At 37.9% G+C, this 26,803-nt stretch carries 16 protein-coding genes and 2 pseudogenes; 9 read left to right on the top strand and 9 right to left on the bottom strand.

Annotated elements, in window-relative coordinates:
• The first annotated feature begins 97 nt into the window (after nt 1–97).
• The 6 genes from AC6H0A_RS11140 to AC6H0A_RS11115 all read left to right on the top strand — a co-directional run bounded on the left by AC6H0A_RS11140 (nt 98) and on the right by AC6H0A_RS11115 (nt 13,644).
• Complete coding sequence (locus tag AC6H0A_RS11140; protein WP_497512652.1) at nt 98–1,975, top strand: transferrin-binding protein-like solute binding protein; 1,878 nt, start codon at nt 98–100, stop codon at nt 1,973–1,975.
• Nucleotides 1,976–1,988: 13 nt separating this feature from the next.
• Nucleotides 1,989–4,673, top strand: coding sequence for a lactoferrin/transferrin family TonB-dependent receptor (locus AC6H0A_RS11135; protein ID WP_497512651.1), 2,685 nt, complete (start codon nt 1,989–1,991; stop codon nt 4,671–4,673).
• Nucleotides 4,674–4,864: 191 nt separating this feature from the next.
• The gene (gene dnaA, locus AC6H0A_RS11130) at nt 4,865–6,229 is read left to right on the top strand and encodes a chromosomal replication initiator protein DnaA (protein WP_005640004.1); all 1,365 of its coding nucleotides are present in this window, start codon (nt 4,865–4,867) and stop codon (nt 6,227–6,229) included.
• A gap of 12 nt (nt 6,230–6,241) precedes the next feature.
• Nucleotides 6,242–7,342: a DNA polymerase III subunit beta gene (gene dnaN / locus AC6H0A_RS11125; protein ID WP_005640006.1), complete on the top strand. Its 1,101-nt coding sequence runs from the start codon at nt 6,242–6,244 to the stop codon at nt 7,340–7,342.
• 1 nt (nt 7,343) lies between these two features.
• Nucleotides 7,344–8,423, top strand: coding sequence for a DNA replication/repair protein RecF (gene recF, locus AC6H0A_RS11120; protein ID WP_005640009.1), 1,080 nt, complete (start codon nt 7,344–7,346; stop codon nt 8,421–8,423).
• A gap of 241 nt (nt 8,424–8,664) precedes the next feature.
• The gene (locus AC6H0A_RS11115) at nt 8,665–13,644 is read left to right on the top strand and encodes a S6 family peptidase (RefSeq protein ID WP_497512650.1); all 4,980 of its coding nucleotides are present in this window, start codon (nt 8,665–8,667) and stop codon (nt 13,642–13,644) included.
• Nucleotides 13,645–13,929: 285 nt separating this feature from the next.
• On the opposite strand, the gene mtr is transcribed toward AC6H0A_RS11115, so the two are convergent.
• On the bottom strand, nt 13,930–15,186 hold the full coding sequence (mtr, locus tag AC6H0A_RS11110) for a tryptophan permease (protein ID WP_005640016.1): 1,257 nt from the start codon (nt 15,184–15,186) through the stop codon (nt 13,930–13,932).
• Nucleotides 15,187–15,306: 120 nt separating this feature from the next.
• Here mtr and AC6H0A_RS11105 point away from each other — a divergent pair, with 120 nt between their 5' ends.
• Complete coding sequence (locus tag AC6H0A_RS11105; protein ID WP_005640018.1) at nt 15,307–16,086, top strand: M48 family metallopeptidase; 780 nt, start codon at nt 15,307–15,309, stop codon at nt 16,084–16,086.
• Between the two features lie 44 nt (nt 16,087–16,130).
• Here the strand turns inward: AC6H0A_RS11105 and AC6H0A_RS11100 are convergent.
• From AC6H0A_RS11100 to AC6H0A_RS11075, 6 genes and pseudogenes are all read right to left on the bottom strand, one after another.
• A pseudogene (locus AC6H0A_RS11100) lies at nt 16,131–16,271 on the bottom strand (IS3 family transposase); the annotation flags it as partial.
• Nucleotides 16,272–17,118: 847 nt separating this feature from the next.
• Entirely contained in the window at nt 17,119–17,208 is a 90-nt protein-coding gene (locus AC6H0A_RS11095) for a helix-turn-helix domain-containing protein (RefSeq protein ID WP_167351472.1), read from the bottom strand.
• Between the two features lie 149 nt (nt 17,209–17,357).
• Complete coding sequence (locus tag AC6H0A_RS11090) at nt 17,358–18,674, bottom strand: MFS transporter (protein ID WP_005640020.1); 1,317 nt, start codon at nt 18,672–18,674, stop codon at nt 17,358–17,360.
• A 55-nt stretch (nt 18,675–18,729) separates the two neighbouring features.
• Nucleotides 18,730–19,473, bottom strand: coding sequence for a 2-succinyl-6-hydroxy-2,4-cyclohexadiene-1-carboxylate synthase (menH, locus tag AC6H0A_RS11085; protein ID WP_005640022.1), 744 nt, complete (start codon nt 19,471–19,473; stop codon nt 18,730–18,732).
• 61 nt (nt 19,474–19,534) lie between these two features.
• A complete protein-coding gene (menD, locus tag AC6H0A_RS11080; protein ID WP_179230807.1) occupies nt 19,535–21,241 on the bottom strand; it encodes a 2-succinyl-5-enolpyruvyl-6-hydroxy-3-cyclohexene-1-carboxylic-acid synthase in 1,707 nt (568 codons plus the stop codon).
• Nucleotides 21,242–21,255: 14 nt separating this feature from the next.
• The gene (locus AC6H0A_RS11075) at nt 21,256–22,527 is read right to left on the bottom strand and encodes an isochorismate synthase (RefSeq protein ID WP_179230806.1); all 1,272 of its coding nucleotides are present in this window, start codon (nt 22,525–22,527) and stop codon (nt 21,256–21,258) included.
• A gap of 156 nt (nt 22,528–22,683) precedes the next feature.
• Between AC6H0A_RS11075 and AC6H0A_RS11070 the strand changes: the two genes are divergently transcribed.
• Both AC6H0A_RS11070 and AC6H0A_RS11065 read left to right on the top strand, forming a co-directional pair.
• Nucleotides 22,684–23,898, top strand: coding sequence for a pyridoxal phosphate-dependent aminotransferase (locus AC6H0A_RS11070; RefSeq protein WP_179230805.1), 1,215 nt, complete (start codon nt 22,684–22,686; stop codon nt 23,896–23,898).
• Nucleotides 23,899–24,382: 484 nt separating this feature from the next.
• Nucleotides 24,383–24,646: pseudogene (locus AC6H0A_RS11065) on the top strand (transposase); the annotation flags it as partial.
• Between the two features lie 48 nt (nt 24,647–24,694).
• Here the strand turns inward: AC6H0A_RS11065 and leuD are convergent.
• Both leuD and leuC read right to left on the bottom strand, forming a co-directional pair.
• Nucleotides 24,695–25,297 carry a 3-isopropylmalate dehydratase small subunit gene (leuD, locus tag AC6H0A_RS11060; protein ID WP_005640032.1) on the bottom strand — a complete coding sequence of 201 codons (603 nt, stop codon included), beginning with the start codon at nt 25,295–25,297 and terminating at the stop codon, nt 24,695–24,697.
• A gap of 10 nt (nt 25,298–25,307) precedes the next feature.
• Nucleotides 25,308–26,717, bottom strand: coding sequence for a 3-isopropylmalate dehydratase large subunit (leuC, locus tag AC6H0A_RS11055; RefSeq protein ID WP_179230804.1), 1,410 nt, complete (start codon nt 26,715–26,717; stop codon nt 25,308–25,310).
• Nucleotides 26,718–26,803 lie beyond the last annotated feature (86 nt).

The raw sequence follows: 26,803 nt of genomic DNA, 5'->3' as shown, positions 1-26,803 counted from the left end.
ATTTTATCCATGAACTTAAAAAATTCTAAGTTGACATTATTACAATAAAAAAATGATAATGCGAACAATTATCAATTTTATATAAGAATATAATTCTATGAAATCTGTACCTCTTATCTCTGGTGGACTTTCCCTTTTATTAAGTGCTTGTAGCGGGGGAGGTGGCTCTTTTGATGTAGATGACGTCTCTAATACCCCCTCTTCTAAACCACGTTATCAAGACGATACCTCGAATCAAAGAACAAAATCTAATTTGCAAAAGTTGTCCATTCCTTCTTTAGGAGGAGGGATGAAGTTAGTGGCTCAGAATCTTCGTGGTAATAAAGAACCTAGTCTCTTAAATGAAAATGACTATATATCATATTTTTCCTCACTTTCTACGATTAAAGATGATGTTGAAAAAGAAAATAAATACAGTACAAATCCAATTGGCTCAATTGAGGAACCTTTGGCAACACAGGCAACAGAAAATCATCATGGGCAGCGATATGTATATTCAGGGCTTTATTATATTCCATCGTGGAGTCTACAAGATTTACCAAATAACAAGTGGTATTTAGGTTTCTATGGATATGCGTATTACTTTGGTAATCAAACAGCCACTACATTACCTGTAAATGGCGTAGCAAAGTATAAAGGAACTTGGGATTTTATTACTGCAACTCAAAATGGCAAGACTTATGAATTGTTGAGAAATTCTGGCGGTCAAGCTTATTCTAGACGTAGTGCAACGCCTAGCGATATAGATTTAGAAGTTGAAAATAATGAGGGGAGAGAGAAGGGGCTAGTGAGTGAATTTAGTGCAGATTTTAGGACTAAAAAACTGACAGGAGAACTGTTTTACACCAAAAGAAAAACTAATAATCAAGAATATAAAAAGGAAAAACTCTATGATATAGATGCCAATATTTATAGTAATAGATTCAGAGGTAAAGTAAATCCTGCTCAAAAAGATTCCACAGAACATCCTTTTACTAGTGAGGGCGTATTAGAAGGTGGTTTTTATGGGCCTAAAGGTGAAGAATTAGGAGGAAAGTTTTTAGCTGGCGATAACCGAGTTTTTGGGGTATTTAGCGCTAAAGAAACTCCACAAACCCCAGAAAACAAAGCGTTATCCAGAGAAACCTTAATTGATGGCAAGCTAACTACTTTTAAAACAACTGATGCAACAGCCAATACAAAAACCAATGCAGAAAACTTTACGACGAAAGATATACCAAGTTTTGGTGAAGCTGATTATCTTTTAATTGATAATTACCCTGTTCCTCTTTTACCTGAAGAAAATACTGATGACTTCGTAACGAGTAAACATCACGATATTGGAAATAAAAGCTATAAAGTGGAAGCATGTTGCAATAATCTAAACTATGTAAAATTTGGTATGTATTATGAGGATAAACCTACCAAAGATAAAAACAACACAGATCAAACAAAACAATACCACCAGTTTTTGTTAGGACATCGTACTGCCAATGCCGAAATGCCTAAAAAAGGAAGTGCTAAATATCATGGTAGTTGGTTTGGTTATATTAGTGATGGTACGACATCTTACTCAACTACTGGAGATAAACAGCGAGATAAAAGTGGTGTTTCTGATTTTGATGTTAATTTTGACAATAAAACATTAAAAGGTGAGTTAAAACGTGCAGACACGCAAAATACCGTTTTTAACATTGATGCTACCTTTAAAAATAGTGGTAATGCCTTCACTGGTACAGCAACCGCAAAAGATTTAGTAATAGATGGTAAAAATAGTCAAACTCAAAATGCCAAAATTAATATTACAACTGACGTAAATGGGGCATTTTATGGACCTCATGCTTCTGAATTAGGAGGATACTTCACCTATAACGGAAAAAATACTACAGCTACAAATTCTGAAAATTCCTCAGTCGTATCTTCATCATCCAATTCAGAAAATGCAAGAGCGGCAGTTGTCTTTGGTGCTAAACATCAAATCGAAAAAACAAAATAGAGAGGAACTGAAAATGACTAAAAAATCCTATTTTTGCTTAAGCATGCTCTCTTGCATTTTAATTTCACACTATGTAAAAGCAGAAACTAAAAGCACAAAAGATACAGAATTAGAAACTATATCAGTCACTGCAGAAAAAATAAGAGATCGTAAAGATAATGAAGTAACAGGTCTCGGAAAAATTATCAAAACTAGCGAAAGTATTAGCCGAGAGCAAGTATTAAATATTCGAGATCTAACTCGCTATGATCCTGGCATTTCAGTTGTAGAACAAGGCCGCGGTGCAAGTTCTGGATATTCTATTCGTGGTATGGACAGAAATAGAGTTGCTTTATTAGTAGATGGTTTACCTCAAACGCAATCTTATGTTGTCCAAAGTCCGTTAGTTGCTCGTTCAGGATATTCTGGCACTGGTGCAATTAATGAAATTGAATATGAAAATGTAAAAGCCGTCGAAATAAGCAAAGGAGGCAGTTCTTCTGAGTATGGTAATGGGGCACTAGCTGGTTCTGTAACATTTCAAAGCAAATCAGCAGCCGATATCTTAGAAGGAGACAAATCATGGGGAATTCAAGCTAAAAATGCTTATTCAAGCAAAAATAAAGGCTTTACCCATTCTTTAGCTGTAGCTGGAAAACAAGGGGGATTTGAAGGGGTCGCCATTTACACTCAACGAAATTCGGAGGAAACCCAAGTCCATAAAGATGCATTAAAAGGCGTACAAAGTTATGATCGCTTAATCGCCACAACAGATACATCTTATGGATACTTTGTGATACAAGATGAGTGTCCAAATGATTATGACAGTTGTATAACTTCAGCCAAACCACCTGCGAAGTTATCCTCCCAAAGCGAAACCGTAAGCGTTTCAGATTATACGGGGGCTAACCGTATCAAACCTAATCCAATGAAATATGAAAGCCAGTCTTGGTTTTTAAGAGGAGGTTATCATTTTTCTGAACAACACTATATCGGTGGTATTTTTGAATTAACACAACAAAAATTTGATATCCGTGATATGACATTTCCCGCTTATTTAAGACCAACAGAAGAGCGTGATTTAAGCAGTCGACCTTTTTATCCCATGCAAGATTATGGTGCATACCAACATATTGGAGATGGTCGAGGCGTTAAATATGCAAGTGGTCTTTATTTTGATGAACACCATAGAAAACAGCGTGTAGGTATTGAATATATTTACGAAAATAAGAACAAAGTGGGAATCATTGACAAAGCAGTGTTAAGTGCTAATCAACAAAACATTATACTTGACAGTTATATGCAACATACGCACTGCAGTCTTTATCCTAATCCAAGTAAGAATTGCCGTCCAACACTTGATAAACCTTATTCATACTATCATTCTGATAGAAATGTTTATAAAGAAAAACATAACATGCTGCAATTAGATTTAGAGAAAAAGATTAAACTGGATTGGTTTACTCAACAAATTGCTTTCAATCTTGGTTTTGATGACTTCACTTCAATGCTTCAGCACAAAGATTATTTAACTCGACGTGTTATCGCTACGGCAGATAGTATTTCAAAGACTGGTGAAACAAGAAATGGTTTACCCTCAAAACCTTACTTATACCCGAAACCAAAAGCATATTTTGCAGGACAAGATTCTTGTGATTATCAAGGTAAGTCCTCTAATTACAGAGGCTGTAAAGTGCGGTTAATTAAAGGGAAAAATTATTATTTCGCAGCACGCAATAATATGGCATTAGGGAAATACGTTGATTTAGGAGTAGGTATTCGGTATGACGTATCTCGTACAACAGCTAATGAATCAACTATTAGTGTTGGTAAATTTAAAAATTTCTCTTGGAATACTGGTATTGTCATAAAACCAACCGAATGGCTTGATCTTTCTTATCGCCTTTCTACTGGGTTTAGAAATCCTAGTTTTGCTGAAATGTATGGATGGCGGTATGGTGGCAATAATACCGATGTTTATGTAGGTAAATTTAAACCTGAAACATCTCGTAACCAAGAGTTCGGTATCGCTCTAAAAGGGGACTTTGGTAATATTGAGATCAGTCATTTTAGTAATGCTTATCGAAATCTTATCGCCTTTGCTGAAGAACTTAATAAAAAGGGAGTTGGAAAGGGCAATTATGGATATCATAATGCACAAAATGCAAAATTAGTTGGCATAAATATAACTGCGCAATTAGATTTTAATGGTTTATGGAAACGTATTCCCTACGGTTGGTATGCAACATTTGCTTATAACCGAGTAAAAGTTAAAGATCAAAAAATCAATGCTGGTTTGGCCTCCGTAAGCAGTTATTTATTTGATGCCATTCAGCCCAGCCGTTATATCATTGGTTTAGGCTATGATCATCCAAGTAATACTTGGGGAATTAATACAATGTTTACTCAATCAAAAGCAAAATCTCAAAATGAATTGTTAGGACAACGTGCATTGGGTAACAATTCAAGGAATGTAAAATCAACAAGAAAACTTACTCGGGCATGGCATATCTTAGATGTATCGGGTTATTACATGGTGAATAAAAATATTATGCTTCGATTAGGGATATATAATTTATTCAACTATCGCTATGTTACTTGGGAAGCGGTGCGTCAAACAGCACAAGGTGCGGTCAATCAACATCAAAATGTTGGTAACTATACTCGCTACGCAGCATCAGGACGAAACTATACCTTAACATTAGAAATGAAATTCTAAATTAAAATGCGCCAGATGGACTAGACATGCTATATCTATACCTTACTGGCGCATCTTTTTCTGTTCTATAATCTGCTTAAGTGAAAAACCAAACTTGGATTTTTTAGAAGATCTTTCCACGCATTTATTGTAAAATCTCCGACAATTTTTACCGCACTTTTCTCTATTACAAAAACAACAAGGATCCTTTTGTGACTCTCTCAAATCTTTGGCAAAGTTGCCTGTTACAACTTCAAGATCAAGTTTCAGCCAGCGATCTTAGCACTTGGCTTCGTCCTTTACAGGCTGATGTGGTGGCGGATAACCACATTGTTTTATATGCTTCTAATATGTTTGTGAAAGGTTGGGTGGAAACTCATTATCTCGCACAAATCCAGCAAATTTGTCAAACACTTGCACAAAATCCTGAACTTTGCATTTCTTTAAAAGAAGGGGTCAAACCTGCACCTAAAGTAGTGGACAGTGCACCAAGTGGCAATCCTAAAACAGAAAGTGCGGTAGATTTTCAAGCTGAATCTAGTGCTTCAGTAAAATTTGAATCCCATCTCAATACTAAACACTTATTTGATAACTTTGTTGAAGGTAAATCGAACCAACTCGCACGTGCAGTCGGTCAAAAACTTGCTCAAGCACCAGGCGAACCTTCGGCCAATCCTTTCTTTTTATATGGTGGTACAGGCTTAGGGAAAACCCACTTGTTACACGCGATTGGTAACGGCATTTTAGCCAATAAACCGAATGCGCGTGTGCTTTATATTCACGCAAATAACTTTATGCAACATATGGTAAAAGCAGTACGTGATAATAAAATGGATCAGTTCAAAAAATTCTATCGTTCTCTCGACGCACTTTTAGTGGATGACATTCAATTTTTTGCAGAAAAAGAAAAAACTCAAGAAGAATTCTTCCATATATTCAATAACTTATTTGAAACTGGTCGCCAAATTATCTTAACATCAGATCGTTACCCTAAAGAAATTGAGAAAATTGAAGAACGTTTAAAATCACGTTTTGGCTGGGGCTTAACAACAGCTATTGAGCCGCCCGATCTTGAAACGCGTGTAGCGATTTTATTGAAAAAGGCGGAAGAACATAATATGAACTTGCCAGAAGAAGTTGCTTTCTTCATTGCTCAACGCTTGCGTACCAACGTGCGTGAACTCGAAGGGGCGTTAAATCGAGTGAAAGCAATGCAAGACTTCAAAGGTGGCGACATTGATATTGATTTCGTGCGTGACACCTTAAAAGATATTTTGGCTCTTCAAGAACGCTTGGTTACCATTGAAAACATTCAAAAGGTAGTGGCTGAATATTATCGAATTAAGGTTTCAGATTTAAAATCAAAAAGTCGTGCGCGCTCAGTGACTCGTCCACGCCAAATTGCAATGGCATTAGCAAAAGAATTAACAAACCGCAGTTTGCCAGAAATCGGTCGTGCCTTTGACCGTGATCACACGACCGTATTAAACGCTTGCCGCGAAGTACCAAAATTCCGCGAGCAAGATAATAGTATTCAAGAAGATTGGGCGAATTTAATTCGCACTTTATCCGCATAAAAGGAGAACGCAATGCAATTTAGTATTTCAAGAGAAAATTTATTAAAACCGTTGCAACAAGTATGTGGCGTATTGAGTAGTCGTCCAAACATTCCTGTATTAAACAATGTGTTGTTGCAAATTGAAGACAATAGATTGACTATCACAGGCACAGATTTAGAAGTTGAACTCTCTAGTCAAACTCAGCTTTCATCGTCTTCTGAAAATGGCACCTTTACGATTCCAGCAAAAAAATTCTTAGATATTTGCCGCACTTTATCTGATGATTCAGAAATCACGGTTACTTTTGAAGAAGACCGTGCATTAGTGCAGTCTGGGCGTAGCCGTTTTACACTCACAACTCAACCTGCAGAAGAATATCCCAACCTCACAGATTGGCAGTCTGAAGTGGATTTTGAACTACCGCAAAATACCTTGCGCCGTTTAATTGAAGCCACTCAATTTTCTATGGCAAACCAAGATGCCCGCTATTTCTTAAATGGCATGAAGTTTGAAACAGAAGGCAATTTATTGCGTACCGTGGCGACAGATGGTCATAGACTTGCGGTGTGTACTATCTCACTTGAACAAGAATTACAAAATCATTCTGTGATTTTACCGCGTAAAGGCGTGTTAGAACTTGTTCGTTTATTAGAAACAAGCGATGAACCAGCGCGTTTACAAATCGGTACTAACAATTTACGTATCCATTTAAAAAACATTGTATTTACATCAAAATTAATTGATGGTCGTTTTCCTGACTATCGCCGAGTGCTGCCTCGTAACACGACGAAAATTGTCGAAGGCAGCTGGGAAATTCTTAAACAAGCCTTTGTTCGCGCATCAATTTTATCGAATGAGCGCGTGCGTAGCGTGCGTTTAAACTTAAGCGAAAACCAACTAAAAATTACTGCCTCCAACACCGAACATGAAGAAGCGGAAGAAATCGTCGATGTCAATTACAATGGCGAAGAATTAGAGGTCGGCTTTAATGTCACCTATATTCTTGATGTGCTAAATGCGCTTAAATGCAATCAAGTTCGCATGCGCCTAACTGATGCTTCCTCTAGTTGCTTAATCGAAAACTGCGAAGACAGCAGTAGCGAATATGTAATTATGCCAATGCGTTTATAATATGGCGATTTCGCGCTTACTGGTCGAAAAATTTCGTAACTTAACAGCCGTGGATCTTGATTTTGATCCCGGCTTTAACTTTTTGGTCGGCAACAATGGCAGCGGGAAAACAAGCTTATTAGAAGCCATTTTTTATCTTGGTCACGGACGCTCATTCAAAAGTGCGGTAACAAATCGCATCATTTCTTACGACGAACCTCACTTTACCCTATTTGGACAAATCCAAGAAAGCCAACATCAATGGTCAGTAGGATTACAAAAACTTCGTCAAGGCAACACGTTAGTAAAAATTAACGGTGAAGATGGCAATAAAATTTCCGATCTTGCTCATCTTTTGCCAATGCAATTAATCACCCCAGAAGGGTTAACCTTACTCAATGGTGGGCCAAGTTATCGACGAGCATTTTTGGATTGGGGACTTTTTCACCATCAAACAAGTTTTTATGCTTCTTGGAGCAACCTTAATCGATTACTCAAACAAAGAAATGCAGCGCTTGCACAAAATCAGCCCTACTCCGCTATTAAAGTTTGGGATGTCGAACTTGCCAAACTCGCTCATCAAGTGAGTCAATGGCGTGCCGAATATGCAGAAGCGCTGCGCCCCGAAATCGAGCAAACTTGCCAACTATTCCTCCCTGAATTAGAAATTAATGTCAGCTTTCATCAAGGATGGGAAAAAAATACCGATTACGCTGAGATTCTTGAGCAAAATTTTGAACGAGATCGCGCCTTAAATTACACATTTTCTGGACCTCAAAAAGCTGATTTTCGTTTCAAAGCACAAGGGTTGCCAGTAGAAGATGTGCTTTCTCGTGGACAACTTAAACTTTTAATGTGCGCATTAAGACTGGCTCAAGGCGAGCATTTAATGAAAGAAAAGCAACGCCATTGTATTTTTTTGATCGATGATTTTGCATCAGAATTGGATCAATATAAGCGAGCACTGTTGGCAGAACGATTACAACAAAGCGGTTCACAAGTGTTTGTTACTGCCATTACCCAAGAACAATTAAAAGAGATGCAAGTCGAAAACAGAAAAATGTTTTCAGTCGATAATGGAATCATTAAAACGTTAGATTAGATAAAAGTGCGGTGAAAAATAATTGAATTTTTAAAAGTTAGACATAATTATCATTAGCTAGTAATTTATTAGTGAATATGATTCATTTTTTTGAACAATTTATGGTAAAAAACGCCTCTAAAATCAAACTGGCAAATTAACACCGCAACACATCTCCAAGATTTGAATCACCTCATAGCCGTAATATAAAACTGGTCCTATCAAATCTACTTTTCAAAATCAATTTATAAGGACAACCAACATGCTAAATAAAAAATTCAAACTTAATTTTATTGCCCTAACTGTCGCCTATGCACTAACCCCTTATACAGAAGCTGCATTAGTTAGAAACGATGTGGATTATCAAATATTCCGTGATTTTGCAGAAAACAAAGGAATATTCTCTGTGGGGGCAACAAATGTGCTAGTAAAAGATAAAAATAATAAAGATTTGGGCACTGCCTTACCTAACGGTATTCCGATGATTGATTTTAGCGTGGTAGATGTAGATAAACGAATTGCTACGTTGGTGAATCCACAATATGTAGTAGGTGTAAAACACGTTGGTGGTAATGTGGATGAACTTCATTTTGGGAATTTAAATGGAGAGAGAAAGTATGGAAACTCCATTCAACATCGAGATGTATCATCAGAAGAAAATAGATACTTGACAGTTAATAGAAATGATTTCCCCTCCACTCCTAGTGCAAAAGATGAGCAAAAACGTCGTGAAGATTATTATATGCCACGATTAGATAAATTTGTAACAGAGGTTATACCTGTAGAACCTTCAACTTCGAATAGCACTAAAGGCGAATATAACAATACAGAAAAATACTCATCTTTCGTTAGGATTGGAAGTGGAACACCTTTTGTCTATAAAAAGGGAGCTAATTATAGCTTAATTTTAGACCATCGTGAGGTTGGAGGTAGCGACTTAAATTTAGTTGGTGAGGCTTATAGATATGCTATTGGAGGAACACCTTATGAAGTTAATCACGAAAATGATGGACTAATTGGATTTGGAGTTGCCAATAGATATAGGGATCCTAAGACCTTATTATCACAAGATCCACTGACCAATTATGCTGTTTTAGGAGACAGCGGATCCCCACTTTTTGTTTATAACAAAGATAAAGGTAAATGGCTTTTCCTTGGAGCCTATGATTTCTGGGGGGGATATAACAAAAAATCTTGGCAAGAATGGAATATTTATAAACCTGACTTTGCTAAAACTGTTTATAGAAGAGATACTGCAGGTTCATTGACCAATCCTAATACAGAATATAATTGGAAAACTATAAATAACAAATCAAGTGTCATTTCTAATAGTTCTGAAACGTTGAATGTTGATTTATCTGATGGAAAAAATAACCCTAATCATGGCAAAAATGTTACGTTTAATGGAAGTGGAACAATTACCTTAAACAATGATATTGATCAAGGTGCTGGCGGATTATTTTTTGAAGGTGATTATGAAGTTAAAGGCACTTCAGATAATACTACTTGGAAAGGAGCTGGTGTATCTGTCGAAAAAGGAAATACCGTTGTATGGAAAGTACATAATCCTCAATATGATCGATTAGCTAAAATTGGTGAAGGTACTTTAGTTGTTCAAGGAAAAGGAGAAAACAAAGGGCAACTTAAAGTAGGGGATGGAAAAGTTATCCTAAAACAAGAGGCTGATTCATCGGGAAAAGTTAAAGCTTTCTCTATGCTTGGAATTGTAAGCGGTCGCCCAACTGTTGTTCTCACAGATGAAAAACAAGTAGCTCCTAGCTCTATTTACTTTGGATTTAGAGGGGGACGATTAGATTTAAACGGTAATTCACTTAAATTTGATCACATTAGAAATATTGATGAGGGGGCTAGGTTAGTTAATCACAATACCAGTAAATCCTCTAATGTAACTATTACTGGGGATAATTTGATTACAAATTTAAATCAAATTAATCAAATATATACGATGCAGCCACGAGATGAAGAAAACCCATTACGAGTTACTCCGGTGCCATATGGTAAACACCTCTATTATAGTAGTGAATGTAGAACATATTATGCCTTAAAAAGAGGTTCTAGTCCTCGTGCTGAAATGCCTTGTAATGGAAAAGAAAGCAATCAAGATTGGCTATATATGGGTAAAAATGAAACAGATGCCAAAATAAATGTAATGAATCATATCAACAATGAGCGAATGAATGGTTTTAATGGCTACTTTGGTGAAGATGATGGTAAAGGCACAAATGGTGAATTAAATATCACTTTTAGCGGTAAAACCGATCAAAATCGCTTTTTATTGACTGGCGGAACAAACCTTAACGGTGAATTAAAAGTTGAAAAAGGTACATTATTCCTTTCCGGCAGACCAACACCACACGCAAGAGATATTGCTAATATTTCTTCAACGGAAAAAGATCAACACTTTACTGAAAATAATGAAGTAGTGGTAGAAGATGACTGGATTGACCGCACTTTTAAAGCAACCGTAATAAAAGTGAATGGCAATGCCACCCTTTATTCAGGACGCAATGTTGCAAATATTACTTCAAATGTCACAGCCTCAGATAATGCGCAAGTGCATATTGGCTATAAAGCTGGGGATACGGTTTGTGTACGTTCTGACTATACGGGCTATGTGACTTGCCATAATGGTACTTTATCTACAAAAGCACTCAATAGTTTTAATCCAACTAATTTGCGCGGTAATGTAAATTTAACCGAAAGTGCAAGCTTTACCTTAGGCAAAGCCAATTTGCATGGCTCAATTCAGGCAGGTGGAAACAGCCAAGTACGTTTAACTGAAAATAGTAAATGGTATTTAACTGGCGATAGCAATGTTAATCACTTAAATGTAGACAATGGACATATTCGTTTAAATACAGCAGAGAATGAAAACAGTGTGAAAAAATATAACACGCTGACTGTGAATAACTTATCAGGCAATGGGCATTTCTATTACTTGACTGATCTTACTGATAAGCAAGGCGATAAAGTAGTGGTAAAAAACTCTGCTTCAGGTGATTTTAAATTAAATGTGAAAAGTAAAACAGGAGAACCTAATCACAATGAACTCACGCTTTTAGATGCTTCAAATGCTCAAAAAGATAATTTAAATGTGTCATTAGTTGGGAATACCGTTGATTTAGGTGCTTGGAAATATGAATTACGTAAAGATAATGGAATTTATCGCTTATATAATTCAGAAGTTGAAAAAAGACATCAAACCACAGAGGCTACTCAAGTAGATCATAAAAATGAAGAAACAGTTAATGTTGTTGATACTCCTCTACCCACTCCAAATTCTGCGACGACCACAAATGTAGCCCCAAAAAATCAAGATAACGATTTTAATAGAACTGACATAGGACATTCAATTGTTATTGATATACCTGAGCAAGTAATGATTACACATCAAAGCCCAGATGGGGAAATCTTAGCAGAATACGTTGTATTAAAATCCGCATTTAATAATTCACTTGATAAAAATAAAAAACCTTTTAATGGATTAATTGCGACCGAAATGAAATCCAGCGGAAAAAATGCTTATATTATTACTTACAAAAAAGTAGAGGCTGTTGAACCGCAAAATAAACCTGAAGAGACTGAAACTTCCTCTCAGTCTGAAGTAAATAAATCAGGAACAGCTCAACCTGAAAATACAGTGGCAGAAACAGTAACGCCTGAAAAACACTCTGAGGAAACCGCTCAACCAGAAGTGAGTATGACTAATAATTCTACTCAGCCTGAAACAAACAAATCAGAAAAATCTCAACCTGAAAATACGGTGGCAGAAACAGTAACGCCTGAAAAACGCCCTGAGGAAACTGCTCAACCAGAAGTGGGTGCGACTGATAATTCAACTCAGCCTGAAGCAGGCAAATCAGAAAAATCTCAACCTGAAAATACGGTGGCAGAAACAGTAACGCCTGAAAAACGCCCTGAGGAAACTGCTCAACCAGAAGTGAGTGTGACTGATAATGCTACTCAGCCTGAAGCAGGCAAATCAGAAAAAGCTCAACCTGAAAATACAGCGATAGAAACAGTAACGCCTGAAAAACGCCCTGAGGAAACCGCTCAACCAGAAGTGAGTGTGACTGATAATGCTACTCAGCCTGAAGCAGGCAAATCAGAAAAAGCTCAACCTGAAAATACAGCAGTAGAAATAGTAACGCCTGAAAAACGCCCTGAGGGAACTGCTCAACCAGAAGTGAGTACGACTGACAATTCTACTCAGCCTGAAGCAGGCAAATCAGAAAAAGCTCAACCTGAAAATATGGCGGCAGAAACGGTAACACCAGAAAAACGCCCTGAGAAAACTGCTCAACCAAAAAGCAATACTGCTAGCACAGTTCAACCTGAACTGCGAGATCTCATTAGTAAAAACACCAATTCTGTACTTTCTGACTCAATGGCAAAAGCACAATTTGTTGCATTAAATGTTGGAAAAGCGATTTCTCAACATATTAATCAACTAGAAATGAATAATGAGGGGCAATACAGCGTTTGGGTATCTAATTCTTCGATGAACGAAAATTATTCCTCAAGCCAATATCGTCGTTTTAGTTCTCAAAGTGTAAGAAACCAGTTAGGCTTAGATAAATCTGTTACAAAAAATATTCAACTAGGCGGTATATTGACTTACGTTCGGAATAGTAACAACCTTGATGAGGCAACAAGTAAAACTACTCTAGCACAAGTTAATTTCTATTCTAAATATTATGCAGATAATCATTGGTATTTGGGTATTGATTTAGGCTACGGCAAGTTCCAAAGCAACCTACAAACCAATAATAATGCTAAATTTGATCGTTATACCACACAAATAGGCCTAATAGCTGGCAAAGCGTTTAACATAGGGAATTTAGGGGTTAAACCAAGTGTAGGTATTCGTTATGGCTACTTATCAAGCTCTAATTTTGCATTAGGTCAAGATTGCATTAGAGTAAACCCTATATCCGTCAAAACAACCTTTGCTCAACTTGATTTAAGTTATACCTATAACTTAGGCGAGTTTTCCATTACACCAATTTTGTCTACTCGATATGATGTAAATCAAGGCAACGGAAAAATTAACGTAAATGAATATGATTTTGCTTACAACGTTGAAAATCAACAACAATATAATGCAGGCCTTAAATTGAAATACCATAATGTAAAATTAAGTTTAATTGGCGGATTAACAAAAGCGAAACAAGCAGAGAAACAAAAAACTGCTGAAGTAAAACTAAGTTTTAGTTTTTAATACGCCTCTTTGAATTAGCGTTATAGATGGCAAAGCCCTATGTATGATTTGCACCCCAAAAGTTGAACGAAACAATCAACTGATTAAGGTGCAAATTTTTTATGGTTAAATCCCCCGTCATTTAAACAACAAGTGATCAATTTTTGATCTTTAACACAGTAAAAATTGCTTTCAGTGTAAAATAAAAGGACTAAGCCCTGTGAGTTACAGAACTCAGTCCTTAATTTAACAATCTAACTTTTTGAGAGTTAATCAGTTATACACCTTTATTGTATCGAGTAAAACTTATCCTGTGAAATTGGCAAACCATCCTAAGTTTGCACCGACTTGTGCCACAATATTTAACACACCGAATAAGATCACAAAGCCAATCATAAAATTGCCACCGTAAACTTTATAACTCGCTAATGGAAATTTTTGGCGACTTGCTTTAGCAAGAAGTGCAGGTACGATTGCAGCCCAAATGGTTGCAGCTAACCCAGCATAACCAATGGCAATCACAAAGCCATAAGGGAATTGTAGGCTTAGCAATAATGGCGGTAAAAAAGTAACGAGTGCTGTTTTTGTTCTACCAGATAAGCTGTCGTCAAATTTAAACAGATCAGCAATATAGTCAAATAAACCTAAAGTTACGCCTAAGAATGATGTGGCAATCGCCATATAAGCAAAGAAATTTAATGCGACGGCAAGGTATTCCACTTCAATATATTTATGTAATGCCTCTAGTAATGCGGAAACATCACCGCCTTTTTCAATTACTGGAGCAAATTCGTTGCGTGGCAAATTACCTTGCACAGCAAGTTGCCATAAAATATAAATTACGAGTGCTAATCCCGTACCGATGAAGATTGATTTCATGACTCGTAGACCATCACGGTTGTAATATTTTACTAAGCTCGGCACATTTCCATGGAAACCAAAAGACACTAAGCACACTGGAAGTGCGGTGAATAAATAAGGTAAATATATTTGCTCGCCTTCAGCAACGGTATTGAATAAAACTTCTGTTTTTACAGAGCTTAATAAACCGGTAGTAGAAAGGAAAAAAGCAACTACCATCCCGACAATTAACACGGTTGTGAAACGATCCACAGCTTTGGTTGAAAGCCACACGAAGGCTGCAAGGATAAGGCAGAAAATTAAAGAGCCTGAAGTTCTTCCAATATCCACCGCACTTTCAGCAGAACTGAACGCTTGGTTGAGCAGATTTTGTGTAATGCCTCCACCTGAGGTTATGTAGGCATAAGTCAAAATATACAAGACGAAAGCAACGGAAAGGCCATTGATAATATTCCAACTTTTTCCTAATAAATCTTTAACGATGGTGTCAAAACTTGAACCTGTTGGATAATGTAGATTAGCTTCTAGGATCATTAATCCTGATGTCGTCATACAAAACCAAGTATAAATTAAAGCGAGAATCGAACCAATAAACCATACACCAGCCGTTGAAGTTGGGTTAGCCAGCATGCCTGCACCAATAGCTGTACCAGCGATGATCATCGCGCCGCCTAAGAGAGAAGGTGATCTTTGTTGTGTCATAAAATGCCTCTAAAATAAATTTGCACTATTATAGTAGTGCAAAAGGAAAGTGCAATATATTTATATCGACAAAAAATAATAAATTTATATAATCTGCTTCAGTTCAAAAAAGGATGACTTATGAAAAAACAACTTAAAAGTTTTGCTTTTGCGCTATTAGCTAGTTCACTTATAACGGCTTGTGCTGATTCGGCTTCTATAAATCGAGAGGCTGCGAGTAGTTATGCACAAGAAATGGGAAAAATTCGTACTCAGGGTGCAATTGATACTTCATCAAATACTGCAAAACGAATTCACCATGTGTTTCATAAAATGGTGAATTATGCAAACCAAGCTAATGAAACTGGACAGCAGTTTAACTGGCAAATTAATGTTATTAAGTCAAAAGAATTGAATGCTTGGGCAATGCCGGGCGGTAAAATGGCATTCTATACTGGGTTAGTTGATACCTTACAACTTAATGATAATGAGATCGCAGTTGTAATGGGGCATGAAATGGCTCATGCATTAAAAGAACATGGTAAAGCTAAAACTAACTTTGGAACCGTGAGTAATATTGTTGGAGCCATTGGAGGAACAGCATTATCTATTGCAGTTGGGACGGATGTGACAGATTTAGTTTCGCTTACTAAAGATTTTGCTTTAGACAAACCTTATTCTCGTAGTGCTGAAACTGAAGCGGATGAAGTAGGATTAATGTTAATGGCTCGTTCTGGATACAACCCACAGGTCGCGCCAGGATTGTGGCAAAAAATGGCAAAAGTGTCTGGTGGTTCTCGAGGTGCTCTTGATGTGTTAGCATCTACTCATCCTAGTGATCAGTCTCGTCAAGAAAACTTACAACGTTTATTACCTGAAGCGATGGAGCTTTATAAAGCCGCTAAAAATAAAAACGGCTAAATAAATTTAGTCAAAAAATGATCTGCCCCCAAAAATCTAGACGATTAATTCAAGGACTGACAACGATATTGTATCAGACTCAGCCCTTTTAATTTCAGTTGGATTCGACGGTGGTTATAATAGTCCAAATAATCCCTTACCGATTCAACTATCTCTTCTTTCGTTTTAAATTCCCACTTGTAAAAGCATTCCCGTTTTTAATCTCCAAAGAAACTTTCCATTGCTGCGTTATCTAAGCAATTCTCTTTTCTTGACATACTTTGAATTATACCTTTCTCGGCAAATATTCGGTGTAAGCACTCATCTCATACTGCTACCTTAGTCTGAATGTAAAATCAAGCCCTCAACCTTATTCTGGCGTTTGCTCGCCATCTTTAACATTGACTTGTGCCCAATTCAGCAAGTAACTGAGATTAAAGGCGACTATCTCATTGTTAAATAAGTCTAAAATAGGGGATAAATAGACTCCCCCTATCTTTCGCTTTAAACTCCGTGATATCTGTTACCCACTATTGATTCGGGGCAGTTGCCGTAAAATCACGCTCAAGACGATTCGGAGAAATATGGCCTATTGTTCCTCGATAGGTCGTGAATTTCTTGCGTTTTCTTGACCGCACTTGGCGTCCGAATACCAGCATTAGACGTTGGATTTTCTTGTAATTTACCGTTAGCAGGCTGGCATGAACACGTCGGTAGACATAATCAAGATGATTGGCTTTGATGCGTTTAATGGCCTTTTTCAGCTGCTCACCCTTATCTAGTTTAATCTGAAGTTTAGCAAAAAATGTACTACGCGCTAACTGTGCAAAGCCTAAAAGCCATTTTAACGGATAGCGTGTTCTTAACCTTTGGATAATTTCCTTTACTCGGCTTCGTCCTGAAATCTGAGCCTTCTCAATTCATTTAGGTAGGCTTCAAGCTGTAAAATTCTCAGGCGTAAACGCTCTTCTTCAGTTTTGGGTGGAGGTGGCATTTTTGCATATTTGGGTTTCATCGGCGGTCGTCCTGATGGTTTACGGGGAATAAGTTCTTTTATGCCACTTTTTCAAACCGTTTTAACCACGTCCCGACTAGGGCGTTGGAAGGAATATTGTAAAAACGCGCAGCTTCTCTAATACTCATTTTTCCATTCAAAATAGAGTGGAGAGCCAATTTAAATTCTATTGTGTAATGTTTACCCATAAAAAAATCTGCACCTCAATTGTTGGTTGTTGAGTCCAACTTTTAGAGTGCAGATCAAATTTTCACCGCTCTTTTTTTCTTAACTAGGATTAGATTTGTGTTAAATCTACATTTTTAGTTTCTTTTGACGCTAATAATGCCAATAGCGTCATGAGGGCATTGATTGCTAAATAAATACCTACGCCCATCACACCAAATGATGCATTAATTTTTAAAGAAATCATCGCCGCAATCGTTGCACCAATAATTGATGCTAAATTATAGGCGAGAGATGCGCCTGAATAACGCACTTCCGTTGGAAATAATTCTGGTAATAGCGCAGCCATTGGACCAAATGTCATCCCCATGATCGCCATACCAATTACTAAAAATGCAAATACGCTCATTGGGGTACCATTTTCTAAGAAGAATGGCATTGTTAAACCAAGTACACCAACAGCCACCGTCACCCAAATTAACCATTTACGGCGACCGATTTTATCGGCATAAACACCAGAAATACTGATAAAAATACCAAATACAATAGCACTAATTAATAACAAGCCAGTAAATGTATTTGCTGGGATACCTAAGCCAAGCGCATAACCTGCTTCAGAAAGCTTTGGTGCAGTTCGAGAATATGCCTGAGCAAAAGCCGTCATAATGTAAAACAGAGAATAAGTTGCCACCATGATAAATGTGCCAATAATCATTGGTTTTAAGTGTTTAGTAAAAACAACACTCACTGGCGCATTCAATTTTTTGCCTTTTTGCTCCGCTTCCACAAATACATGGCTTTCATGCAAAGTTAAGCGAACATATAAGCCGACAGCGACCAATAAAACAGAAGATACAAACGGAATACGCCATGCCCATTCCACAAGGGCATCTTGACCGAGGAAATAGCTAACTAAGAAGAATGTTGCATTCGCTACAAATAAGCCAATTGGCGCACCTAATTGAGGGAAAGTGCCGTACCATGCACGTTTGCCTTCTGGCGCATTTTCTGTGGCGACTAAAGCTGCACCACCCCATTCGCCACCGAGTCCAATACCTTGACCAACACGGCATACGCAAAGCAAAATTGGCGCCCAGATACCAATTTGAGCATAGTTAGGAAGTAAACCAATTACCACTGTTGAACCGCCCATTAAAACAAGGGAGGCAACCAAGGTTTTTTTACGACCAATTTTATCGCCAAAGTGTCCAAATAATGCAGAACCAATTGGACGTGCAAAAAATGCTAAAGCAAGCGTAGAAAGAGAAAGTAAATCATTAGAAAGCGGATCATCGCTATGGAAGAATTGCGTATTGAAAACTAATACAGCGGCAGCTGCATAGATATAATAATCAAAAAATTCGATTGCCGTACCGACCATCGAGGCTAACGCCACTTTCATCGGATTATTACGAAGTTGTGTAGACATTGTGTTTCCTTAGTAGTTTATTATAAAGAGAAAGGATTGAATCCTAGCACTTTAACTAAGGCCTAGCAATTTTTAATACATAATTTTCTATTTTTTTAGAGAAATATTTTGAATTTTCTAAATGTGAATTATGCCCAGCGGAAGGAATAGTTACTAAATCAATTTGATTTTCTTTGGCAATAGTTTGAAATTTATGATCTCGTTCGCCACAAAAATAAAAAAATGGCAAAGAACTTAACCGCACTTTTTCACTAAAATCAGATTGTTTAGATAGACTTGTCGCCAGCAACATCCTGCCAATATTTTCACCACAATTTGATTTTCGTTTTTCAACTAACTGCAGTCTTTCTTCTGCGGTCAAATGAGAAAACACGGGCTGTTGATACCAATCATTTAATACATTTCCTGGTGGTTCTTGTATAAAACGTTGCGACCAAGCAAAATCATGTTGAAAACGAGCCTGCTTTTCTTCATCAGTTTTTAAACCTAGATTCGCCCCTTCTAAAATAACGCCTTGCAAATTAAATCTTTCCACCTGAGCTTGCAGCGCATAATACAAAGCGATCCGTCCACCTAGAGAATACCCAACAAGAAAATACGGTTTATTTTTTACCGCACTTTTAATTTGCTGAGCCAAATACTCCGCCGTTTCTTCAAAATTTGTGACTTCAATGTCTTTAGCTTGCCCGTGAAAAGGTAAATCTAGCGCAATACAATTAAAGTACGGTAGATTTTCAATGACTTTTTGCCAATCGTTTTTTGTACCAAGAAGTCCGTGAAGAAAAATGATGTTTATCATTGAAGGGATTATTGATAGAAAATAATAAAATATGGCGGACTAAAGCCCGCCTACATAATACTTAAGCACCAATCACAGCGTGACTAATTTGCTCGATTAAGCGTTTATACAAACTACTACCATCACTCGGACTCGTTTTAATTTCAATTAACGTTGCCTTGCGACGACTATAAGCCTGTTTAACAACGGAATTAAGATCCGCCCAAGTATAAGGATGAGCGTATTTGAGATCGAACATTGCCGCGATTTGAGAAAAATCACCATTATGCGGTAATCGATAGAACTGATCTTTGATTTGTTCATCCACAGGTAACATATCAAAAATCGCACCGCCATTATTATTGATCACAAAGATTACCGTTGGTTGCGTAACATTTTTGAATAATGCGAAAGAATTCAAATCATATAAAGTGGACGTATCGCCAATCACTGCAACAACAGGTTTATTTGAACCGATACCAATTCCCGCAGCCGTAGCCAACAAACCATCAATTCCACTTGCGCCACGATTGGTATAAACGGGATAACTTTCTGGTAATTGCGTTAGCGCATCAACCAGACGAACAAGTAAACTATTACCTAAAAATAAAACACCGTTATAAGGTAAAAGTGTTGGTAAACGTAATGCAAGCGAGGCTTCCGTTAAATTTCCGCCTACTTGCTGTTCAATAAAGGTCGCACAGAATTTAGATAAAGCTAACGGCTCAAGCAACCAAGGCTTTTGGCGTAAAGGAGGATGCGCACGCAACCAATGATATGCTTTTGCATTAAATCTGGTAAGCGAATGATGATAAGGATCTAATGCTTTACCGCTTTGTTCAACCAACCAAAATTCACCTTTAAACGCCTGTAAGAATTGATTAATTCGTTTACTAATAAAACGTGCACCAAATTGAATCACAATATCAGCTTGCAAAAGTTTTTCACGAACAGTTTGGTTTGCGAGCCAAATATCTTCATAAGGCGTAGTTGGAACAACACCAGATTGAATATCCGTTAGTAATATCCAACCCATAGCGCTTGCCCAAGAATTAATGCCCATCGCTTGTTCTGCAGGTAATTGACCAACCACAACGACACCACGTTTGGTACGCCAATGATCCCAATTTTCATGCATTAATACTTCATTCTGTTGCACTTCCACATTCATCCAAGGCTTGGTTTGAATTAACCAGCGTTGTAACGGCTGCAGCCAAGGGTGAGAATCTACAGCCTCATCAGTTGCATCATAAAGCGGCTCGGCAAATGGTACATTAATATGAACAACGCCACCTTGTTGTTTTTGTTGAAAGGCAGCCTGTTCAAGTAGAGAAATCAACCATTGCGCAGAATAATCAGCATTCGGTTTAGGTAAATTAACATTTGCAACCGGATACTGACCAAACATATTTTGCTGCAAAATAGCCTGATTTGCGCCGCACTCCCAAAGTTCTGGTGGACGATCGGCAGTTAAAACAAATAAATTAACACTGGTTTGGCGTGCTTCAATAATTGCGGGATAAAGGTTTGCAGTCGCCGTGCCTGATGTAACAATAATTGCAATAGGTGATTGAGTTGCCTTAGCAATACCCAAGGCAAAAAAACCTAAACCACGTTCATCAAAATGAGTATGACAATTGACTGAACCCGCATTTTGCAAACGTACGGCTTCAAGAGTTAAAGGTGTCGAACGCGAACCTGGCGCGATACAAACGTGAGAAACGCCTTGGCGCACCAAGGTTTCTAAAATCACTTTCGACCAACAACGATTAAACACGCTTACCGACATTTTTTTCTCCGTTATCATTTTTCTTCTGCAAACAAGGAAATCAACCCTGCCGCTTTACGTTCAATTTCTTTCCATTCTTCCAATGGCTGCGAGCCCGCCACAATGCCCGCACCAGCAAATACACGAATCCGATGACCTTCAATAAAGGCAGAACGAATCGCCACACAAAACTCTGAACATGCATCGCTCATCACGCCCAATGTTCCTGCATACCAGCCACGATCAAAGATTTCGATTTCTGACAAAATCATTTTGGCTTGTTGCTGTGGCAAACCAGATACCGCAGCTGTAGGATGAATCGCTTTTAATATATTTACATCTGCATAATGTGCGGTCAAATTTGCACGAATTTTACGAATCAAATGTTGTACTTTGCGTAACGGTTTCAATTCCACATTGCTTACATCAAAACTTTCTACTTGATTACGTAAATTCTGCGAAATATCTTCTACGACCAACCAATTTTCTTTTAAATTTTTCTCGTCATTTAATAACCAATTGGCTTGAGATTTAGTTTCTTCCTCACTTTCAGAAACCGATGCTGTCCCAGCCAAAGCCTCTGTTAGTAACAAATTATACTCACGAGCAAATAGGCGTTCTGGTGTAGAACCAACAAAAACCGAATGAGGATTTTCAGCCCACAAAAAATGATAACAACCTTGATTTTGTTTTTCGCTTTCTGCTAAAAAATCGTACGCATTAATCGCTTGCTTTAAATGAAAAGTGGTTTCATTGGCTAATACAATTTTTGTCAGCTCTCCACTTTTAATTTCTACTAAAGCCTGATTTACCCAATCACACCAAGTCCTCTCGTTAGCTCTAGGCTCTGTATGCAAAGGAATCTGTTTTGGCAAAGCAGAAAGTGCGGTGAAATTTTCAAAAGTTTTGAGGTGGGCTAAAGTATCATTCACACTTTGCTCATCTTTCACAAAAAATGATACCAATGCACCTTTCTCATCCTGTTCAACAAGAATTTTTGGCAATACAAATTGTGCTATACCTTGAAATTGCAAACCACCTACCAGTGGAAAACCACTTTCTTCAATAAACTCTTGCGCTAAATTTAACTGTGAAAATGACCGCTCTTCACCAAGAGCGGCTAATGCTTTTGCTTCATCACGAAAATGTAAATAAAATTGTGGATACGCAGATTGACCTTTCAGCCAAGCCAACAAATCAACCTTGTCCAGTTTCACCTGAAAACGGACAAGTTCACTCGTTGATTGCTGTAAATATGCGTGAATTTGCGATTTTAACTCGCCTATTGCCTGCGCTAAATAACTCATTAGATTTTGTTTTAAATACACAAAAAATTAGCCGTATTCTACCGCAGATTGTTAATGACAAAAAATTTTTTTACAAAATCTTTTCAATATTGAAAATTCAGCGTAAATTAACCGCACTTTTCTCGAAAAATTTATTAGAAACAAAAGGATTTCACTATGCGATTATTCCCAAAATCCGACAAATTAGAACACGTATGTTATGACATTCGCGGGCCAGTGCACAAAGAAGCACTACGCTTAGAAGAAGAAGGTAATAAAATTTTAAAACTAAATATCGGTAATCCCGCACCTTTCGGTTTTGAAGCACCAGATGAAATTTTAGTTGACGTATTGCGTAATTTGCCGTCAGCTCAAGGATACTGTGATTCAAAAGGTTTATATTCTGCTCGTAAAGCAATTGTTCAATATTACCAATCAAAAGGGATTCATGGCGCGACCGTCAATGATGTATATATTGGTAACGGCGTATCTGAGCTTATCACAATGGCCATGCAAGCATTACTCAATGATGGTGATGAAGTACTCGTGCCGATGCCTGATTATCCGCTTTGGACTGCTGCGGTAACACTTTCTGGTGGCAAGGCTGTTCATTACCTTTGTGATGAAGAAGCAAATTGGTTTCCCGCTATTGATGATATTAAAGACAAGGTGAATGCGAAGACTAAAGCGATTGTCATCATCAACCCAAACAACCCAACTGGCGCGGTGTACAGCAAAGAATTATTGCAAGAAATTGTGGAAATCGCTCGCCAAAATAATTTGATTATCTTCGCAGACGAAATCTACGACAAAATTTTATATGACGGAGCAGTACATCATCATATTGCCGCACTTGCTCCTGATTTATTAACTGTTACGTTAAACGGTTTATCAAAAGCTTATCGAGTTGCAGGCTTCCGCCAAGGTTGGATGATTTTAAACGGCCCAAAACATAATGCGAAAGGTTATATTGAAGGCTTGGATATGCTGGCATCAATGCGTTTATGCGCTAACGTACCAATGCAACATGCAATTCAAACCGCACTTGGTGGCTATCAAAGTATTAATGAGTTTATTTTGCCAGGAGGCCGATTACTTGAGCAACGTAATAAAGCCTACGATCTCATCACTCAAATTCCAGGTATTACTTGCGTGAAACCAATGGGGGCGATGTATATGTTCCCGAAAATTGATGTGAAAAAATTCAATATTCACAGTGATGAAAAAATGGTGCTGGATTTACTCCGCCAAGAAAAAGTACTACTTGTGCACGGTAAAGGATTTAATTGGCATTCACCGGATCACTTCCGTGTAGTGACCCTTCCTTATGTGAATCAGCTTGAAGAAGCCATTACAAAATTAGCAAGATTTTTGTCGGATTACCGTCAATAATGTATTCTTTGACAAAAGAATAAATAGGACTAAATAATCTGCCCCTAAAGTTGGACTAAATAACCAACTCACTAAGGTGCAGATTTTTTATTAACTAAATACCTTATCTTTCAAACAACAAGTGAGGAATTTTTATCTTCAATATAGTAAAAATTGTTTTCTCATCCAAACATATTTTCAATCTCTCGAACAAACATTAAATCGTCTAATTCTCCTTTATGTCCAATATATTTATCATACGTTGGACTTTCTTATGATTAATGTTGAGGAGGACTTAGTGCGATAATCGTAACATTCATGATTATCACAATAATCCGTATAATTTGTTGTGATATCGTCTTATCTTTATTGATTTGTTCTTTCAAATGATAAAAGAAAATACTGAATAATCCCCCCATTAAATCAAGCAGTATCTGAAGTGAAAAGCCATTGTGCAATAATTGGACCAGATTTTATTGCACTGTAGCGCGACCAAAGAAGGTAATATCAAATGAGAGGTTATCAATAAATCCTATTTAAAAACGGTATTCAACAAAGTATGTCGAGAAAAAGAAATTGTTTAGATAATGCGGTGACGGAGAGCTTCTTTAGGCAGTAAAAAAGAAGACTACAATGGAAAACAATTTGATACTTTTGATCAACTAGAAAAATAATTCATAAGTGCATTCATTATTACAATCATGAGTGTACTCAGTGTAAACTAAAAGGACTAAGCCCCATGGAGTATAGAACTCAGTCCTTGATTTAACAGTCTAACTTTTAGGATTAGATAAAAAACACCTAACTTTTATCTTTTTTAGCGCAAGAACGCTGGAATGTTTTTCTCGTATTCTGAGATTTTATCTTCATGCTGAAGGGTTAAACCGATATTATCCAGGCCGTTTAACAAACAATGACGGCGGAATTCATCCAGTTCAAAGTGATAGGCTTTGTCACCTACGGTTACGGTCATCGCTTCTAAATCCACATGGATTTGTTTGCCTTCATTTGCCCACACCCATTGGAAGATTTCTTCTACTTCTGCTTCGCTTAAACGAATCGGTAACATGTGGTTATTTAAGCTGTTGTTGTAGAAAATATCTGCAAAACTTGGTGCGATCATCACTTTGAAACCGTAATCGGCTAATGCCCAAGGTGCGTGTTCACGAGACGAACCACAGCCGAGGTTTTTACGCGCTAATAAAATGGCCGCGCCTTGATATTGTGGATAATTCAATACGAAATCTGGATTTGGCTTGGTGCCTTCCACATCCAAATAACGCCATTCATGGAATAAGTGTTTGCCGAAACCTACGCGGGTAATCGCTTGTAAGAATTGTTTTGGAATAATCGCATCCGTGTCCACGTTTGCCGCATCCAATGGCACTACTAAGCCTGAAAGTTGTTTAAATCCTGCCATTTTCTGCTCCTTAGTTTAATGTTACGTCACGAATATCAACGAATTTACCGAACATTCCCGCTGCGGCAGCCATGGCAGGGCTCACCAAGTGAGTGCGACCATTACGGCCTTGGCGACCTTCAAAGTTACGGTTTGATGTAGAAGCACAGCGTTCCCATTCGCCTAAACGGTCATCGTTCATTCCTAAGCACATTGAACAGCCAGGATTACGCCATTCCGCACCTGCTGCAATAAAGATTTTATCCAAGCCTTCTTTTTCCGCTTGTTCTTTGACTAAACCAGAACCCGGCACCACTAAAATTCGTTTTACATTATCGGCTTTTTTGCGACCTTTCATGACGGCCGCCGCTGCGCGTAAATCTTCAATGCGAGAGTTAGTGCAAGATCCGATAAATACTTGATCAACTTTAACTTCTTTTAAATTAGTGCCAGCTTCTAAGCCAATATAATGTAAGGCTTTTTCCGCCGAAGCACGCTGTACAGGATCTGCCATTTCTTGCGGATTTGGTACGGTTTCATTCACAGAAATCACTTGCCCCGGGTTTGTCCCCCAAGTGACTTGTGGTGCGATGTCTTTTGCTTCTAGCGTTACCACGGTGTCAAATTTTGCATCATCATCGGATTTTAAGGTTTTCCAATAAGCAACTGCATCATCCCAATCTTTACCTTTCGGTGCATGCGGACGACCTTTTAAGTATTCGAAAGTAGTTTCATCCGGTGCGATTAAACCTGCTTTGGCGCCCATTTCAATCGCCATATTACAAACGGTCATACGACCTTCCATAGAAAGGTCACGAATCGCTTCACCACAGAATTCCACCACATGGCCTGTACCGCCCGCCATAGTGGTTTTACCGATAATAGCAAGAATGATATCTTTTGCGGTAATGCCTGGCGCCACTTTGCCACGCACTTCTATTTTCATACTTTTTGCGCGAGCTTGTTTTAAGGTTTGTGTCGCCAACACGTGTTCGACTTCAGATGTACCAATACCAAATGCCAAAGCACCGAACGCGCCGTGAGTGGCAGTATGGGAGTCACCACAAACGATCGTCATGCCTGGTAAAGTTAAGCCTTGTTCAGGCCCCATCACATGTACAATTCCCTGCTCTTTCGTTGTCATATCAAATAATTTGATACCCGTCGCTTTGGTATTTTTATCAAGTTCTAACACTTGAATTTTAGCTTGACCTTCAAGTTTGTTCACGTCGCGTACTTGAGTAGAAATGCTGTGATCCATGGTACCGAAAGTTTTATTCACTTGGCGCACTTGGCGCCCCGCAACACGTAAACCATCAAAGGCTTGCGGACTAGTCACTTCATGGATTAAATGACGGTTGATATACAAAATCGGCGTTTCGCCCTCTGCTTCATACACAATGTGCGAATCAAATAATTTTTCGTAAAGTGTTTTTGCCATAATATTTCTCAATTCGTTAGAGGCTTTTGTTAGGGTAAGTGCGGTTAAAATCCGAGGTATTTTTGAACCGCACTTTCATTGTTTTT

The organism is Haemophilus sp. THUN1692 (assembly GCF_059704395.1).
The sequence above is the reverse complement of the archived record's forward strand: the minus strand, read 5'-3'. Positions and strand labels throughout refer to the sequence as shown.